General features: G+C 56.0%; 15 protein-coding genes. 5 read left to right on the forward strand and 10 right to left on the reverse strand.

Going from position 1 to position 18,098, the window contains the following annotated elements; genetic code table 11:
* Positions 1-168: 168 nt before the first annotated feature.
* From Q1B13_RS06575 to Q1B13_RS06605, 7 genes are all read right to left on the reverse strand, one after another.
* Positions 169-1,605, reverse strand: a complete 1,437-nt coding sequence (locus tag Q1B13_RS06575) for a Do family serine endopeptidase (RefSeq protein WP_299078608.1) — start codon at positions 1,603-1,605, stop codon at positions 169-171.
* A 748-nt stretch (positions 1,606-2,353) separates the two neighbouring features.
* Entirely contained in the window at positions 2,354-2,953 is a 600-nt protein-coding gene (locus tag Q1B13_RS06580) for a nucleotidyltransferase family protein (protein ID WP_299078611.1), read from the reverse strand.
* Positions 2,954-2,984: 31 nt separating this feature from the next.
* Positions 2,985-5,402, reverse strand: coding sequence for an FAD-dependent oxidoreductase (locus Q1B13_RS06585; protein ID WP_299078614.1), 2,418 nt, complete (start codon positions 5,400-5,402; stop codon positions 2,985-2,987).
* Positions 5,403-5,548: 146 nt separating this feature from the next.
* The gene (locus Q1B13_RS06590; RefSeq protein WP_299078617.1) at positions 5,549-6,856 is read right to left on the reverse strand and encodes an HlyC/CorC family transporter; all 1,308 of its coding nucleotides are present in this window, start codon (positions 6,854-6,856) and stop codon (positions 5,549-5,551) included.
* A gap of 63 nt (positions 6,857-6,919) precedes the next feature.
* Positions 6,920-7,876, reverse strand: a complete 957-nt coding sequence (locus Q1B13_RS06595) for a site-specific tyrosine recombinase XerD (RefSeq protein WP_299078620.1) — start codon at positions 7,874-7,876, stop codon at positions 6,920-6,922.
* Between the two features lie 2 nt (positions 7,877-7,878).
* Positions 7,879-9,399 carry a hypothetical protein gene (locus tag Q1B13_RS06600; RefSeq protein WP_299078623.1) on the reverse strand — a complete coding sequence of 507 codons (1,521 nt, stop codon included), beginning with the start codon at positions 9,397-9,399 and terminating at the stop codon, positions 7,879-7,881.
* On the reverse strand, positions 9,389-9,538 hold the full coding sequence (locus tag Q1B13_RS06605; protein WP_299078625.1) for a hypothetical protein: 150 nt from the start codon (positions 9,536-9,538) through the stop codon (positions 9,389-9,391). Before Q1B13_RS06605 ends, Q1B13_RS06600 begins: the two co-directional genes overlap by 11 nt.
* Positions 9,539-9,617: 79 nt before the next feature.
* On the opposite strand from Q1B13_RS06605, the gene Q1B13_RS06610 reads away from it, so the two are divergent.
* Positions 9,618-10,205, forward strand: a complete 588-nt coding sequence (locus Q1B13_RS06610; RefSeq protein ID WP_299078628.1) for a shikimate kinase — start codon at positions 9,618-9,620, stop codon at positions 10,203-10,205.
* Positions 10,206-11,318 (forward strand): 3-dehydroquinate synthase, encoded by a 1,113-nt coding sequence (gene aroB / locus Q1B13_RS06615; RefSeq protein ID WP_299078631.1) that lies wholly within the window; start codon positions 10,206-10,208, stop codon positions 11,316-11,318.
* 12 nt (positions 11,319-11,330) lie between these two features.
* Here aroB and Q1B13_RS06620 read toward each other — a convergent pair whose 3' ends face one another.
* Both Q1B13_RS06620 and ssb read right to left on the reverse strand, forming a co-directional pair.
* On the reverse strand, positions 11,331-12,401 hold the full coding sequence (locus Q1B13_RS06620) for a site-2 protease family protein (RefSeq protein WP_299078634.1): 1,071 nt from the start codon (positions 12,399-12,401) through the stop codon (positions 11,331-11,333).
* A gap of 18 nt (positions 12,402-12,419) precedes the next feature.
* The gene (gene ssb / locus Q1B13_RS06625; protein WP_299078637.1) at positions 12,420-12,917 is read right to left on the reverse strand and encodes a single-stranded DNA-binding protein; all 498 of its coding nucleotides are present in this window, start codon (positions 12,915-12,917) and stop codon (positions 12,420-12,422) included.
* 205 nt (positions 12,918-13,122) lie between these two features.
* Here ssb and Q1B13_RS06630 point away from each other — a divergent pair, with 205 nt between their 5' ends.
* The 3 genes from Q1B13_RS06630 (at position 13,123) to Q1B13_RS06640 (ending at position 15,878) form a co-directional block, all read left to right on the forward strand.
* Positions 13,123-13,701 (forward strand): lytic transglycosylase domain-containing protein, encoded by a 579-nt coding sequence (locus Q1B13_RS06630; RefSeq protein WP_298932297.1) that lies wholly within the window; start codon positions 13,123-13,125, stop codon positions 13,699-13,701.
* 98 nt (positions 13,702-13,799) lie between these two features.
* Positions 13,800-14,762 (forward strand): LuxR C-terminal-related transcriptional regulator, encoded by a 963-nt coding sequence (locus Q1B13_RS06635; protein WP_298932295.1) that lies wholly within the window; start codon positions 13,800-13,802, stop codon positions 14,760-14,762.
* 129 nt (positions 14,763-14,891) lie between these two features.
* Complete coding sequence (locus Q1B13_RS06640; protein WP_299078640.1) at positions 14,892-15,878, forward strand: MBL fold metallo-hydrolase; 987 nt, start codon at positions 14,892-14,894, stop codon at positions 15,876-15,878.
* 121 nt (positions 15,879-15,999) lie between these two features.
* On the opposite strand, the gene Q1B13_RS06645 is transcribed toward Q1B13_RS06640, so the two are convergent.
* A complete protein-coding gene (locus Q1B13_RS06645; RefSeq protein WP_298932292.1) occupies positions 16,000-18,087 on the reverse strand; it encodes an ABC transporter ATP-binding protein in 2,088 nt (695 codons plus the stop codon).
* Positions 18,088-18,098 lie beyond the last annotated feature (11 nt).

Raw genomic sequence — 18,098 nt, forward strand, 5'->3', positions numbered from 1 at the left:
CCTTTCTATCGGGATTTAAACACAATTTTTGAACAAAGCACATGGTTTGGTCTTGCCGGATGCGCCCTGTGCACATCCGGCAAGCCCGACGGATCGCGGACAAATCAAATCCGCCGGGGTGAGGCGCGCGCCAGATTTCCCCATCATGTGGCGCGCGCGGCTCTCGGGTCAGGCGATCTCGACGGCGACAAAGATTTGGCTGCCGCCCCGATTGATCAGCACCAACGCCGGGTCGGTTTTTTCGCTGTCTAACGCAGCCTTCAACGCGTCCGGTGTCGCGGTGTCTTGAGACCCGAGTTTTACGATCACATCGCCACGTTGCAGACCCGCTTTGGCCGCCGGGCTATCGGGCTTCAGGTCGGTGACAACCACACCATCCACGGTGTCTCCAACGCCCATTTCAGCCCGGGCTGCTTCCGTCAACGGTGCAACGGTTACGCCTAACGCGGTGCCTGACACATTGGTGTCAACTGTGCTGTCCACGTCTGCCTCGGCAGTCTGGTATTGGCCGATTGTCAGTTCCAACTGTTCCTGTTTGCCGTCGCGCAGGACGGTCAGAACACTGTTGGTGCCGACTTTGGTGGTTCCAACCAGAATGGGCAGATCGCGGCTTGAATCAACGGCGTCGCCATTGAACGACAAAATCACGTCGCCTTGCAGCAATACACCATCCGCCGGGCTGCCAGAGACAACATCAGAAACCAGCGCACCGCTTGACGCCTCAATACCAAGGGCAGCCGCAAGCTCTGGGCTGACATTCTGGATCGATACGCCCAGCCAGCCGCGGCTGATCTCACCATCGTCACGCAGATCGGTTGTGATATGGTCGACGATGTTGGACGTGACAGCAAAACCAAGACCGACCGAGCCGCCGCTGGGCGAATAGATGGCCGAATTCACGCCAACCACTTCGCCTTCCATGTTGAACAGGGGGCCACCCGAGTTGCCTTTGTTGATGGCCGCGTCCGTTTGGATGAACTCGGCATAAGGTCCTTGTGAGATGCTGCGACCCTTTGCGGAAACAATGCCTGTAGTGACGGTCGAGCTCAGCCCGAAGGGGTTGCCAATCGCTACGACATCTTCACCGACGCGGATGACATCGCTGTCGCCCAGTTCTACGGCCTGAAGGCTTTCGCCCGCATCGATCTTAAGTACGGCAAGATCGGTCAGTGGGTCTGTTCCCACCACTTCGGCTTCAAATTCACGATCGTCGCTCAGCCTTACGGTGACGGTGGACGCGTTGTCTACGACATGATGATTGGTGACAATGTAACCTTCCTCATCCAGGACAAAACCTGATCCCAAACCCTGTGACGGTCCGCGTTCAGGTGTGTTGAACCCTTCGGGTCCGCCGAAGCGTTTGAAGAACTCTCCGAACGGGTGGCCCTCTAAATCGAAGTCCTGGCTCTGCGTTGGTGTTGTTGTGGCGTCTTGTTCAGCAATGATTGTCACAACCGATGGCGATACAGCCTCGACCAGATCGGCCAATGCTTCGTCCGCCAACGAGGGCAGGGCGGTGGTTGCAAGCATTGCGGCGCTCAGGGCGCTGACGCCCATCCAGTTGGATGCACGCGGTAAAAGAAGCGAGGATTTGCGGGTGCTCATTTTGGTCTCCTGTTTGATGCGCACGATGTCGGCCGCGCGTTGAAACAAGACATGGATGACCAATCTTTGCCGTTCCTGACCGATCAATTAAGAAAACTTAATTTTGCCATAAATCCGGTGTCTACTTCCGGCGAAGATGGCAGAGGATTCGAAAAATCCGTCTGTTTTAGGCTGCGCGAATCAGAGGATTGTTGCCGAAACAGCTGTCAAACTTTCAAACAAGTTGAATTGGTTATGTTTCGCTTACAGTTGAAACGTCGTTTTTGCGTGATCATAGGTCATCGACTTAAGGTTGTAGGGGTTGATCGAAACCCGTCAATTTTTCCAGTAAATAACCTGAAGAGTTAGCATAATGAGCAATACGTTAATGCTTAATTGGGTTTGCACTCAGAGGCGGAAAATGTCGTCAACTTAAAGCTGAATCGCCTCAGGCGAGATGTTGCGCAAAAGCCAACCGCGTTTGGCCAAAATTAACCGTTTCTTCCAATTTTACGTTGTTTCGAGGCATCGGATCGGCAAATATGAACTTGCCCAATTACGGAGGGCCTGAGGCGCTAGGGGGTGCCGATGGCTAGCTCGATCATTTATGAGCGCTAGCAGCATGTTAACGAGGGGGTCTTGTTTAGGTTTTGCGGCTCCATACCAATGTGTCTTCAAAGGCAAGTTGGTCGCGCTTATTTGATTGGTGAAAAGTGGTAGTCCTAATTTGGGTAGCCGGCCCGGTCTTAAGTGACCGGGCCGCGCTCATTTAAAGGGTCCGGTTTGCCTGCCAGGCGTCCCAGTCTTCCTCGGTATCCAAATCTCGCAATGCGTGCTGTCCGGGCAAGCTCACCAGATGTACTTTGTCTTTGTGTGCTTGCACGACTGATTGCGCTCCCTCGTCTCCTTGCAGTTTGCCGAGTTGAGTGAACAGGCTGCGGTCGAACAGGACGGGATGGCCGGGCTTGCCCTTGTCAGTCGCGCCGCGCCAGATCAGATAGTCTGGCTGGGCTTTGCGCGCGCCAATCACAGTGGCCAAATCCACAGCGGTCAATTCAGGTAGATCTGCCAACATCACCAAAACGGCTGGGGCTTGAGTGATTACATGCCGCAAGGCCCCGCGCAGGCTGGCATTCATGCCCTCTGCCGCGTCAGGGATGGGAACGCGCAGTATTTCAAGATCTGCCAAAATATCAAACCGAGGATGAGGGCGCGGAGGCAGGGCGACAATGACAGGACCAGCAGTCATTGCGATCTCGGTCGATCGTCGCACCAATGGTACACCATCGACCTCTTTCATCAGCTTGTCGGCACCGCCCATGCGACGGGATTGTCCTGCGGCCAGCAGTATGACGGGAATGTCGTTCATCCCGTCACCATGCCTTTGGCAGATCGACAAGTCATCCCCTCATGCGGCGACCATCCGGATCAAACAGTGGTCTTGAGATAACACGGGCTTTTCTCATCTTGCCCAGGATCTCAATTTCGACTTCCAACCCATCAGTGGCGCGCTCTGTTGGCAAAAAGCCCAGCGCGACGGATGTTTGCGCGAAATGGGAATATCCCCCCGATGTGCAGAACCCAACAACTGTTCCATCCAGCCAAATCGGCTCATACGCATTGACGTCGGCATCGTCTGCATCAACCTGAAATGCCACCAACTTGCGTGCACTACCCGTGGATTTTTCGGCTTCTGCCGCCGCGCGACCAATGAAATCTGTGTTTTTGGAAAACGAGATGAACGGGTCCAAACCGGTTTCCGCAGCTGTGTAGTCGGGTGAGAACTCTCGCATCCATGACCCAAAGAACTTGTCCAAACGCAGGGACATCATCGCACGCATGCCAAACGGCACCATGCCATGCGGTTCGCCCGCCTGCCACAACGTCCACCACAGCTGCCGCTGAGCTATCGGGTCACAGTAGATTTCATAACCGAGATCACCTGTGTAGCTGACCCTTTGAACGATGCAATCCGTCATGCCGATGGTCATCGGGCGCACATCCAGAAATGTGAGGTCTGACACGTCGTCACGCGTACAGCTTTCCAAAACCCGATTGGCTTTTGGCCCGGCAATCTGAAAGCCGTTCAACCGATCGCTGATGTTTTCAATTGTGACACCGTTCTCTTGATGCTCTTGGAGCCAGCGCATGTGAAAAGCCTGACTTCCATAAGAGGCGGTCAATTGGAACGTGACCTCATCCAGGCAAGAGACCGTAAAATCGCCAATCAACTTGCCCTTGGGCGACAGCATCGGTGTCAGGGACACGCGGCCTGGCTGGGGGATACGCCCGGCCATGACCCGATCGAGCCAGGCTCGCGCGGAGGGTCCGGTGATGCGGTATTTGCCAAAATTGTGGACCTCGTTGATCCCGACGCCTTTACGCACCGCGAGCACTTCGCGGCCTATTGCCTTGAACGCGTCTGACCGGCGGAAGGATGGGGTTTCGTACCCGGGCTCATCGTCTTGGGCAAAGTAGTTTGGAACCTCCAGCCCGTATTGCTGGCCCCAAACTGCACCCATGTCGCTGAAGATGTCATACATCGGCGTGGTGCGGTTGGGGCGTGCGGCTGGGAGTTCCTCGTTCGGGTAGGCGACGCTGAAACGTTTTTGATAGTTTTCGATCACCTTGGGGCGGGTGTAACCCGGGCTGATCCAATCGCCAAAACGGGCCACATCCATGGCAAAGACGTCGCGTTCTGGTTCGCCATCGATCATCCACTGTGCCAACGTCAGTCCAACGCCACCGCCCTGACTGAATCCGGCCATCACACCACAAGCCGACCAATAGTTTCGCGTCCCGGGGACCGGGCCGACCAGAGGGTTGCCGTCAGGGGCAAAGGTAAACGGGCCGTGGATCACTGATTTGACACCCGCCTCGGCCAGCACCGGAAAGCGCTTGTAGGCAAATTCGATACTGTCGGTGATCTTGTCATAGTTATCGGGCAGGAGCTCATGGCCGAAGTCCCACGGTGTGCCATCGACCGCCCACGGTTTACAGGGTTGCTCGTAGAACCCGATACACAGGCCCCGGCCCTCCTGACGCAAATAGCTCTCGCCAGCAGGATCCATCACATGCGGGTGTTCACCTCCGGCATCGATGATGGTTTCGATTTGTGGGATCGCATCAGTGACCAGATATTGATGCTCCATCGGGTGCAGCGGGAAGTAGACTCCGGCCATTGCACCGACCTCGCGGGCCCACAATCCGCCTGCATTGACGACGTGTTCCGCGTGGATCGTGCCCTTGTCGGTGACCACATCCCACGTCCCATCAGGACGCTGGTTGGTTTCTTGCACCATACAGTGGGTTTCAATAGTGGCTCCGCCCATACGCGCGGCTTTGGCATAGGCGTGGGTTGTGCCGGACGGGTCAAGATGGCCGTCCAGCGGATCGTAAAGCGCGCCGATGATGCCGTCCGTATTGGTGATCGGGGCGATCTTCTTGATTTCATCGGGGCCGACTATTTCCGTCTCAAGCCCCATGAACCGGTGCTTGGCCCGTTCCGCCAAAAGCATATCGAACCGGTCCTGGTTGTCGGCCAATGTTACACCTCCGACATGGTGTAGCCCGCAGGACATGCCGGTGATCTCCTCCAGCTCTTTATACAGCCGGATTGTGTAGCCCTGCAGCGCCGCCATATTGGTGTCGCCGTTCAGCGTGTGAAATCCACCCGCCGCGTGCCAGGTCGAGCCTGAGGTCAGCTCGGACCGTTCCAACAGCATCACGTCGGACCACCCCAGTTTGGTCAGGTGATACAGAACAGAACAACCGACGACACCGCCGCCTATGACTGCCACACGGGTTTCGAGTTTCATGGAATTCTCCGAACTATTTTTGTCAGTCTGATCGGAGGGGGCGAGGACGCAATATCAAATACGACAAAACCTGTCGCTTAGGGAGATTACGCCAAAGCCAAAACCGGCACTAAACTACCTGCCGATCCTGATTGTCTGTAAAAGTATCACAAAGGGCGGATCTTGAGGCCGGTTACGCGATTTCCTTCGCGCGCGGTCACTTCGAACCGAAACCCGTGGAATGAGAAGACCTGACCCACAACCGGAATCATCTGCGCCTCGTGAATGACTAGCCCGGCCAGTGTATTGGCCTCTTCATCGGGCAGAGACCAATCCAGCGCGCGGTTGACATCGCGGATTGTCATGGCGCCTTCGACAAGGAATTGGCCGTCATCTGTGCGGGTCACAGGAACTTCTTCATCGATGTCAAACTCATCAGCGATTTCACCAACGATCTCTTCAAGAATATCTTCCAAAGTGATCAGGCCACGAAGCGATCCATACTCATCAACGACCAGTGCAAAGTGGCTGTGCATGCGCAGGAATTCCCGCATCTGATCGTCAAGCGTTGTTGTTTCCGGGACGAAGTACGGGTCATTCGCCACTCTGGAGATGTCGAACGACTTAAGTCGGCTAGGGTCTCCATCTGTGCCCCCGGCTTGCGCATACATCGCACGAAACAGGTCTTTTGCATGGACGACTCCCACGATGTTCTCAGGTTCGTCCCGAAACACAGGCAAACGCGTGTGCGGGCTTTCCAGGCATTGTCTCAGGATCGCCTCGGGTGCCGCGTCCGCATCGATCATTTCGATATTCGAGCGGTGCAACATGATCTCTTCAACAGCTCTCTCACCCAGATCTAGCGCACCCAGAATGCGGTCCCGATCTTCTTTTTCAACGACGCCTTCTGAATGGCCCAATTGCAACGCGCCTGCGATTTCTTCGCGCACAGCAAGAATGTTGCTGTCGGGATCGATCTGCACACCAAACAGGCGCAATACACCGCGTACCAAAAGACGCACCGCCGCCACAATGGGTGAGAAGACGGTCACAACGACACTGATAATCGGTGCGACTGCGGAGGCCGCTTTTTCCGAGTTCGTGATGGCATAGGTCTTCGGCAAAACTTCGGCAAAGATCAGAACCAATAGGGTCATGACCAGTGTCGCCAGCGCCACGCCGCTTTCACCGAAAAGTCGCGTGAACAGGGCAGTGGCCAGTGATGCCGCCAGAATGTTGACAAGGTTGTTGCCCAGCAGAACCGACCCGATCAGGCGTTCATTGTCGTCGGTCAGTTTCAGAGCCTTTTGTGCGCCACGCGAGCCTTTGTCGGCCTGCGCACGCAGTTTCCCGCGTGAAGACGCGGTCAATGCGGTTTCAGATCCCGAGAAAAAGCCCGACAGGAAAAGCAAAAGCACAATAGCGCCTGAGGTTACCCAAAAGGCGCTGTCGATCAGGGAAGAATCAGGTTCCATCGGTCCTTGTTTGTTCGTGTTCCTGCATTCGTTATGGGGATGCTGCCCCGTCCGATCAAGGGGTTAGCCCTTTTCAGCGTCGGGGTCTTTCGTCAGCGGGTGATGCTGCAACACCAGTTCAGCCAGACGTTCGTCCAGAACATGGGTGTAAATCTCGGTCGTGGCTACGTCAGCATGGCCAAGAAGCGTTTGGATTGAACGCAAATCCGCGCCGTTGGCCAGCAGGTGTGTCGCAAAGGCGTGCCGCAGGGTGTGAGGGGTGACTTTTTCCGGCGAAACGCCGCCTTGAACCGCCAATTCTTTGACCAGCAGAAAAAACCGATGCCGTGTCAGGTGCCCGGATTTGCCACGTGACGGAAACAGGAAACGAGACTGTTGACCACCATCTGCTACAGTCTGATCTTCAGCTTGATCGCGCACGCTCAACCATGCCGCAAGTGCATCGCGGGCAGGTGGCGACAGGGGCACCATGCGTTCTTTTCCCCCCTTGCCCAGAACCAATAGCATCCGGGGATCACCGCGTGCCGACGAGACGGTCAGCGACACGAGCTCGGTCACACGCATGCCCGTGGCATAGAGTACTTCCATCATACAGGTATTGCGCACCCGGTCTGCCTTGCTGCGTCCGGTCGTTCTTGCGGCCTCAAGCAGGCGATCCACCTCGGGTACATCCAGTGTTTTTGGCAGGCGTTTCTGCCGACCCGGACCCTTGATCTGAATGGCGGGATTCGCGTCGCGCCAGCCTTCCTCGAACGCAAAGCGAAATAGCTGCTTGATTGCCGACAGCCGCCGGGCGCGGGTGGATCGCGACAGACCCTGCGCATCACAATCGATCAGATAAGCTTCGATCTGATCACGATCCGCTTGATCGAACCCTACTTTCCGATGGTCGAGCCAAACTGCAAAGTCTTTCAAGTCTCGCCCATAGGCCAGCAATGTATTCGTAGCAGCGCCCAATTCGGCGGCCTGAGCCTGAAGAAACGTGGAAATCCACAGATTCTGTGAAGCCGGGGCGCCCATCGTCAACGATCTTGCAGGATCAGTAGATTAAGGGCCGCGCGTCGGGCCGTGTCTTCCAGGCCTACGCGTCGAAAGGCGGCGATCGCGGCAGTCAGATCCACTAAGTTACCGCGCGCGCCATGAGCAAACAGATGCATGGACTCCAGAATAGCCTCACCCAGCTGACCATTGGCCAACAAAGCATCAATGTCAGATGGAACCGGCGCGGCCCACTCGAAACCCTGTGACACAGCATCGGCCAGCGGGGATGGCGAAACCGCACGTCCCGGATCACCCTGAGCCAGAGCAACCAGGAACTGGGTATCAGTTGAGCGATCGGGTGCCGCCAATGCAGCCTCTTCATAGAGCTCGGACAACATCAGAATGCGCCAGCGCAAGCTCTCTGTCGCGGGCACGGGCAAAGCGAAACTTGCCAGACGGTCGGCGAACAGCTCGGCAAAAGAAACTTCGAGCCCAACACTGCGCATCTGTTTCCAAACTTGGGGTAGTGTTTTGCCGATTGCTTCGGGACTTCCGCTCTCCAGCGCGCTTTCAAAGCGTTGAATCGCTGCAACCCGATCCCAAACCGCACCAGACGCCGCCGGATCACGCTCGGTATAAAGACCCAGTAACTGATTTGGCGTCAAAGCCCCAATTCGTGTCAGACGTTCGGCTGCTTCGATCTGTGCTTTCCACCCGGCAACATCGCGCAAGTCCGCATTTGCAAACGCCCGAGGCAGCGGAGCCGATGGCAAGCGCTCTCCAATCGCTTCGAACAAACGGAAACTAAGCGGATCTGGGTCGTCCGGTTGGGGAAGATAGGCTGCGCCTTCGAACAATTCAGGGCTTAGGAACCGATCCAGAACCGCCAGCTCTTCGGGCGGCAGGATTTCCAACGCATGGGCTGCCTCAAGCGTTAGAGCCGCCGAAGCCCAATCGCCCCGTCGTGCCTTGCAGAACACCTGCGCGGCATAGTTCTGCGACAGATGCGGTTGCGCAATCAAGGCCGTGCAGCTGCGGTCTTCATCTCCGGTCAACAGCGTCGCGTCAAACCAGCGTTGGAACCGCATTCGCGTGTTCGTTGGGCCAGCGAGTTGCACCAATGATTGCGCGGGATCCGCCGCACCAAGCTGCATCAGCCTGTCCAGCCGTGCCAGTAGCAGGGTTTCTTCCGCGCTGGGACCAGCGGGGGCCCGGGCTTCGGACAGCAGCAATGTGAACAGCAGGCGCTGCATTGAAGGGTTGTATTTGACGGGAACGCGCGAAATTAACTCCGCCAACCGATCGGGATCGCTGCCTTGCCACAGATCGACCGGCAGGCCGGTCACGGACGAGGATACAAGTCCCAAGGGCTGGGACAATGCCTCAAGCGGTGTCACATCGATATTCGGTTGAATTCCGTTCTGTGCCACGGGTGGTTCAAGTAATACGGTGCCAGGCAGGTTTTCTGGTGGTTCGGTCAGCCATTCAATGACTGACAGCGGCTCTTGCGCCTGCGCAGAACCCGCCAATACCAATGCCAGAAGCGTTTGCTTAGTCGACATCCAGGACGACCGGCTCTCGGATTTCACTTTGCGGGGCCGAAAAATCCGCGCCAAAATACGGGCCGACATAGGCATAGGCCACCAGCCCGATGAACCCCAGGCAAACTAAATATATCAGGAACTTGATCACACGGCTCATGGCGTCACGCTGCCTCAAATTTTGATTTTGGCCAAGTTATAACTGGCATTCTTTCCAAGATCACGTCATTCACGGAAGAATGAGCGAAATAAAGCATAACACTCACTCGGCGGACACAGGGCAGCACTTTTGTCTGCGCAAAACTGTGGTCCTTGTTGGGATGATGGGTGCTGGGAAGACCGCGGTTGGTCGCGCTCTGGCAGCCAGGTTGGGCGTTCCGTTCGTCGACAGCGATGCTGAGATCGAATCGGCAGCGAATATGACCATTCCAGAGATTTTTGAACGGGATGGAGAGCCGTTTTTCCGCGCCAAGGAAAGTCAGGTCATCGGCCGTTTGCTGGACGAGGAAAAGGGCATCCTGTCAACTGGTGGCGGCGCTTTTCTGTCTCAGGAAAACCGTGAAATGATCACGCGACAGGGGGCGTCTGTGTGGCTGCGGGCAGATTTGAATGTCTTGTGGAACCGGGTTCGTCACAAAGACACGCGACCATTGCTGCGCACCAAGAACCCGCATGCGACCCTGAAAGCCTTGTATGAGGCGCGTGTACCGGTTTATGCCGAGGCCGATCTGACAGTGACCTCAGACGGTGAGGTCTCAATCGACAAAATGGTGGATCGGGTGATTGTCGCTTTGATGACGCGTCCCGATGTTTTGGAACGGAAGTAAATGCATCAGACCGTAAATGTAGAGCTGGGCGAGCGTTCGTATAATGTCGAGATCGGACCTGACCTTTTGGCCCAGTCCGGTGCGCGGATTTCACCTCTGCTGCAACGCCCAAAGGTTGCGGTTGTCACGGATGAGAACGTAGCAGCGCTGCATCTGGACGCGTTGCGCGAGGGGCTGAACGCTGCGGGTGTCGAGATGTCTGCACTTGCCTTGCCAGCTGGGGAGGCCACCAAAAGCTGGCCGCATTTTGAACGCACTGTCGAATGGCTGCTGGCCGAAAAAGTCGAGCGCCGGGACGTGGTCGTGGCCTTGGGCGGCGGTGTGATTGGCGATCTTGTAGGTTTTGCTGCTGCCGTGTTGCGACGGGGCGTCCGCTTTGTGCAAATTCCCACCTCTCTGTTGGCGCAGGTGGATAGTTCCGTCGGCGGGAAAACGGGGATCAATGCACCACAAGGTAAGAACCTGATTGGGGCATTCCACCAGCCGTCGCTGGTGCTGGCTGATACATCGGTGCTGGGCACAATGACAGAAAGGGATTTCCTGTCCGGGTACGGAGAAGTTGTGAAGTATGGCCTGCTGGGCGATGCGGATTTCTTTGAGTGGCTTGAAGCAAACGGGTCTGCAGTTTCGTCGGGTGATATGGCGTCTCGGGTTCGCGCGGTGACTCGTTCGGTTCAGATGAAAGCAGACATTGTGGCCCGCGACGAAACGGAACAAGGCGACCGCGCGCTGCTGAACTTGGGCCACACTTTCTGCCATGCGCTGGAAGCTGCGACCGGCTATTCTGACAGGCTGCTTCATGGCGAAGGGGTTGCCATTGGCTGCGCTTTGGCTTTTGAGTTGTCGTCGCGTCTGGGCTTGTGCTCACAGGAAGATCCAAGCCGGGTGCGGGCACATTTGCGGGCTATGGGGATGAAGACCGATCTGACCGACATTCCTGGTGAATTGCCTGGTGCCGCGCCTTTGGTGGAATTGATGGCACAGGACAAGAAAGTCGTGGATGGGCAGTTGCGGTTTATTCTGGCCCGAGGCATCGGGCAGGCCTTTGTCACCGCTGATGTGCCGCGCGAGGCGGTTTTTTCTGTACTTGAAGATGCGCTTCAAACGGGTTGATAAGAAATAGCTTTAGCGCCCTCTGATCACCATCAATTCACCTATGTTCTCGCGTGTGATGTAGCCAATCATACGCCCGGTTCGACCGAGAACCGCGATGGCAGGGGCACCTTTGTGCAATTCTTCCAACACGGCCTCAAGGCCGGCGGTTAAGCCCATCTGGGGAATGTCGGTCTCCATGATCGACGTTGCCAAGTCCGACCGGGGATGATCACCTGCCAGCGCTGCAAACAACCGATCCCGGGTCACAAACCCCAATAGCGAGTCGTCTGTATCCAAAACTGGGAACTCATGCTGAGTGGTATGAATAACGGCCTGCGCCGCAGTGCTAAGTGTGTCATCGGGAGACAGAGCGTGAAACTCGGTAATCATGGCATCGCGTGCCAAGACACGTCGCGCGACAGACCTTAGGGCAACGTCCTGGCTTTCCGCGTTGGCTGCGACGAAAACAAAGACGGCGATCAGGATCAGGATTGGGTTGCCAGAGCTTAACCCCAGAAAGCCAAACCCGACCGCAACAACCTGACCCCCGAGGGCCGCCAATCGCGTAGCCTTGACGCGGTCCATCCGAAGGCACAGTAGGGCGCGGAACACGCGGCCGCCGTCCATCGGGAATGCCGGGATCATGTTGAAGGCAGCCAAAAGCAGATTGACGTAGGCGAGCCTGTCCAGAAGCCCGACATTGGCGGACTCGATCTGAGTGATAGCCTCGTAAGGCATCCCAGCGCCGAGTATGACAAGTATGACCCAGATCGCGACGTTGACAGCAGGCCCGGCAAGCGCCACCCAGACCTCTTGCATCGGTTTTTCTGGCATCCGTTCTAATCGCGCAAGACCGCCAATGGGTAACAGGGTGATGTCGGGGGTTTTTATCCCATAGCGCCGCGCCATAAGGGCATGACCAAATTCATGCGCGACTACACATGCAAACAAAGCAAGCACAAAAACCAGATTTTCGATTGCTGCGGGCCATCCGCCGCTGGAATAGGCGGCGAATCCGATCCAGGCCAACAGCAGGAAAAAGGTGACATGGACCCTCAGTTCGGAGCCGAGCAACCGTCCGAGAGAGAAGGACCATGTCATTTGATGTCTCCGTTTCGTTTAGAACGGAATCTCGTCGTCGTCGATTCCGCCGGATGCCGGGGCAGGTGCGTTGGATGGGGCCCCGTATGGGTCTCCGCCGCCATAGCCTCCACCGGCCTGGCCGCCACCATAACCGCCAGATTGACTGCCACCGCTGTCACCACCACGGCTGTCCAACAGGGTCAGCTCGCCGCGATAGGGGCGCAAAACAACCTCGGTTGAATACCGGTCTTGACCAGACTGATCCTGCCATTTGCGCGTTTCCAGCTGACCTTCGATATAGACCTTGCTGCCTTTGCGTAGATATTGCTCGGCAATACGGGCCAAAGGTTCCGAGAAAATGGCGACCGAGTGCCATTCCGTACGTTCCCGCCGTTCGCCAGTATTGCGGTCTTTCCAGTTCTCTGATGTGGCGATGCGCAGATTGCATACTTTTCCGCCGTTCTGGAATGACCGGACCTCGGGATCGCGGCCAAGATTGCCGACCAAAATGACCTTATTGACTGAACCCGCCATGAAACTCCCCGTTCTGTTCTAACTTAGATGCGCCGAATCTGGCGCTGCGTGTCTGTGCGACCCTATACGGCCTGCATCATGGTTAAAACACAGTTGATCACGACAACAGTCGGCAAGAATTCTTTCGACACCATTTACCAAGCTTTCATTTTTGACTGGAATACATATACTCCGACTGATTTTGGAACGAGCGGGATAGGCTTTTATGCGTTCTCTGGTTGTTGGTTTGTGTGCCCTGTGCCTTGCTTTGGTTTCAGGTCCTTTGGAAGCGCAGACGCTGTCCTCTAAAAGCCGTAAGGACATTTTTCTGAAGCAGGCCAAAGTGTTGGATTCTCGTGCGGCGACACAGTACCGCGGGTCCGAGCGTTTGAAGCCCAAAGCGGCGCAAGGGACATTCAACAAACGCTACACCGGCAACTATCGCGGCCAATACCTGTCAATGGCCCGCGACGCGGCCCGGCTGCACAGTATTCCGGAAGAGCTGTTTTTGCGTCTTGTGCAGCAGGAAAGTGGCTGGAACCCACACGCCAAGTCTCACAAGGGCGCGCTCGGGCTGGCGCAGCTTATGCCGCAGACCGCAGAGCTGTTGGGCGTGAACCCACATGACCCCAAGCAAAACCTTGAAGGCGGCGCACGGTATCTGTCGTGGCAGTATCGTAAGTTCAAATCCTGGCGCCTTGCGCTGGCCGCCTACAATGCCGGTCCGAAGGCGGTTGAAAAACATGGTGGAATCCCACCCTACAAAGAAACCCAGAACTACGTGAAAGTGATCTGGGGTGGCTGAGCGCCGCCATGCCGCAGTGCAGAGCGCCCGTTTCTTGATTGCTGCCCGGTTGGCAATCTAGTCTGAAAGAGAACTGCCCGGCAAAGGGGAGGCTCTGGATGCCACGTGATCGCCCGAACATTCCCAAGGATACTTTGGTCAACTGGCAGCAGCTAGTCGATCTGGTCGCGCAGCTGGCGGATGTGCCTGCCAGCCTGATTATGAAAACAGATGCGCCGGAACACGCGGTTCTCATAACCTCCGATCATCCAGACAATCCCTATCCGGTCGGGCTAAGTTTCCAGTTGAACCCTAAGCTGTATTGCCAGGGGGTCTTTGAGCGCGACGGAGAGCTTGTCGTCGAAGATGCGAGCTGTGATCCGGCTTGGGCCGATAATGACGATTTGGAACATGGGATGTCATTCTATATCGGTCTGCCGCTGAAGTGGCCCGATGGAACGGTGTTTGGCACCATTTGTGTCTTGGATCGGAAACGCAATCGTCAGGCGCTTTTGTTTCGGGAAGGTTTGGGCCAATTCGCTCGCATCGTCGAATCGGATTTGGCTTTGTTGCAAGAGGTTTACCTGCGCCGTGCGTTGGAGGAAAAGCTTAACGAAACGCTGACTCAGCTTGAAAACCGCGTTGCAGAGCGCACGCGCGAATTGCAGGAAACCAACACGGCGTTGCGGGTTTTGCTGTCCAGTTTGGATGATGACCGCAAAAGCCGCGACCATGAGATCGTCGAGCAAGTTCGAAACAGGGTCTTGCCCTATCTCGACAAGGTTCGCAGCCATCTGGGGCGAGATGAAGCCCAGCATGTGTATCTGGAATTGGCGGAAAACAATCTCAATGAAATTACCTCATCAATGTCGGATAAGCTGACAGACGCTTTTGCGGTCATGACGCCGACTGAGATTGAAGTTGCGCAAATGGTCATGTTTGGAAAGACGACAAAAGACATCGCAAAAGCGCTGTCGCGCGAAACGTCGACCATTGATTTTCATCGCAATAACATCCGTCGCAAGCTTGGCCTTGATGGGCGGTCGCAAAACCTGCGGAGCCATCTGCTCGCGATTTCGTGATCAGGAAATATGGGGATTGGCCCCATATTCCCCCCAGATTTTTCCGGTCTGAGCCAAGGTTAGATGACTTGTTACCCTCTTTGGCAGAGCGCGGGACACGCCGCGCCAACCCAGCAGAGAGGATCAAACATGGATCGCAAAGATCTGAAGCCCACGATTGTGAAAGGGAACAGGGATGCGCTTGCGCCCGGGTTGTCGCGGCGGTCGTTTTTCATGGCAGCCGGTGCAGCCGGTATTGGTGCAGGGGCATCGCTGATTGGGGCAAAGCCTGCCCAAGCCCAATCTCAAGCTTGGCTGCAACCTGGCAACAACAACCACGTGATTGATCTGCAGGGCGCTACGGGTCAGGCCAGCACGGGAACCGTTGGGATCGATTACTACGGTCATTGTGCCATCAAGATTACATCCCCAAATGGGGCCACAGTTCTGTTTGATCCCTGGCGGGATGATCCGTCTGGCGCGTGGGGATTGTGGTTCAGGAACGAATTTCCGCAGATTCCGGTTGATATTACGATGTCCACCCATGCCCATTTCGACCACGATGCGATTGAGCGCCCAAGTTCCACCATGGTGTTGGACCGAATGGCGGGCAATTTCGAATTTGCAGATCTGAAGATTACCGGATTTGCCGACAAGCATGCCTGCGTCGCTCCGGGGTGGTATGACTGGACAAATGCGTTGGCCGAGTTTGGCGCCGAGGCTTGCCCGCCCAACAATGTTGGCCACATGGATATGGTCGTCTATCTGGTTGAAACCGGCGGCATTCGCACGTTGATCTGGGGGGATAATCGCCACAATCCGCCGCAGGAGTTTTGGGACTCGATTGGTGAAGTTGATGTCCTGACCTTGCCGGTAGACGGGTCCGAGCATATCCTCAGCTTTGATCAAGGCAACGACATCGTGGCCAAGCTAAAGCCAAAAATCATCATTCCGACGCATTACCTGAACGACGTCACTTCCTACACGCTGACAACGCTGCAATCTGCTGATGAATGGGTCAAGGTTCAGCCGAGTTACAAGATGCTGGACAATGCCAGTTTGCAGCTGGAAGCTGGTGACGTGAAGGGAATGAATCAGGAGTTCATGTACTTCGGAAATAACGTGCAGACAGGGTAAAGACCAAGCTCTCGGGATTACCACTCACGACCTGCCTCATATGCGTCTTTCCAAGATGAAAATGGAGCGAAATAGGAAAGGGCCGGTCACTGACCGGCCCTTTTGGGTCAATTTAATTCATTCACTCGGCGGCGATCTTTATGACCGGCTGCATTCGGGCCAGCACGTCGTCTGCCAGGTGGCATTTGACCTGGTGCCCGTCTGCCAGTGTTTTCACTGGCGGCACATCCGACTCGCATCGACCATCCGGCACTTCGGATTTCCAGCGGCACCGCGTTTGGAACGGACACCCCGGAGGAGGGTCCATCGCGGATGGAATATCGCCTTCCAGAACGATATGTTCCTTCTCAATTGACGTATCGGCAATAGGAACCGCGCTCAGCAAGGCCTCGGTGTATGGGTGATAGGGCGGTGAAAAGACCTGATCCGTTGTCCCCAGTTCGACCACATGACCCAGATACATCACCATAACCCGGTCGCTGAGATAGCGCACAATGGACAAGTCATGGCTGATGAACAGCAGGGTCGTTTTGTGCTCGCGCTGAATTTCCATCAACAGATCGGTCACCGCGGCCTGAACAGACACGTCAAGCGCTGAGACAGGTTCATCTGCCACAACGATACGTGCATCCCCGGCAAAGGCCCGCGCGATACCAACGCGCTGTTTCTGGCCGCCGGACAATTGCCTTGGCATCCTCTCGGCGAAGGCGCGGGGCAGTTTCACCAGATCCAACAACTCGAGCATTCGCTTTTTGCGCTCAGCCTCGGTATTGCCAACCCCAAAGATCTCCAGCGCTCTGATGATCTGGCGGCCCACCGTCATCGAAGGGTTCAGGGTGTCGAACGGATTCTGGAACACCATCTGAACCTCGCCCACGGTCTTGGCGTCCCGGTCTTCGATTGGCACGTCTTCGATATTGCGATTGTCCAGAAGGATCTGACCATCCGTTGCGGTTTCAAGACCCATCAAAACCTTGGCAAACGTGGATTTTCCGCAACCGGATTCGCCCACAATGGCGAGCGTCTCGGATTCATGTGCTTCGAAACTCAGGGTTTCATTGGCTTTCACAACTTTCGTTGTACCGCCTCCAAAAAGGGCATTTGCTGCCACCTCATAGTATTTCTTGAGGTTGTCCATTTTCAGGACGGTCCGGCCAATTTCACCCTTTTCCTTCTGCTCGGCCAATGTGATTGGGGCGTTCCAGTCGATTTCCTGGAATTTCAGACACCGAGTGTGATGCCGATCATTGCCCGGAACAGCCTCCATCAGAATATTCTGTGAATCGCAGCGCCCTTCTTCGAAATAGTCACATCGCGGGCCAAAGTTGCATCCCGACGGACGTTCGTGGGGCAGAGGAAAGTTGCCGGGAATGGCCACCAGTGGCCGAGAATTCTTGTCCGCGCCCGGCAAAGGGATCGACCGGAACAACGCTTGCGTATACGGGTGCTGCATCTCGTCAAACACGTCTTTGATCGATCCGCGTTCAACCGCCTCACCGGAATACATCACACAAAGCCTGTCGCAGGTTTCCAAAACCAGACCCAGGTTGTGCGAAATAAATAGCATTGAGGTGCCGTATTTCTTGCCCAGATCCTTAACCAGCTCGACTACGGCGGCCTCGACTGTCACATCCAGCGCGGTCGTTGGCTCGTCCAGGATCAACAGCGCAGGCTTTGACATCAGCGCCATCGCGATCACGATACGTTGCTGCTGACCGCCCGACAGCTGATGCGGGAAAGAATTCAACATCCGCTCGGGGTCGGGCAGACGTACATCGGTGACCACTTCCAGCGCGCGGGCATAAGCCTCATCCTGGCCCACACCCTCGTGGATCATCGGCACTTCCATCAGCTGTCTGCCGATTTTCATCGCCGGGTTCAGCGACGCCATCGGTTCTTGATAGATCATGGCGATCTCATTGCCGCGGATGTCGCGTAGTTCTTCCGAACTCATCTCGGCCAGATCGCGGCCCTTGAACTTGATCGTGCCTCCCACGACCCGACCGTTTTTGCCGAGATCCTGCATTACGCCAAGTGCTACAGTAGACTTACCGCACCCGGATTCCCCTACCAGCCCAACAGCCTCACCGGGTTGAACGCTGACCGAGAAATCCATCACGGCGGGAATTTCCCGAAGACGTGTGAAAAATGAGATCGACAGCTTGTCAATCTCAAGGATCGGGCCGTCATATTCCGCCATTTTGCTCATCTAGTATCTCC

Source organism: uncultured Ruegeria sp., assembly GCF_947489545.1.
Classification (GTDB): domain Bacteria; phylum Pseudomonadota; class Alphaproteobacteria; order Rhodobacterales; family Rhodobacteraceae; genus Ruegeria.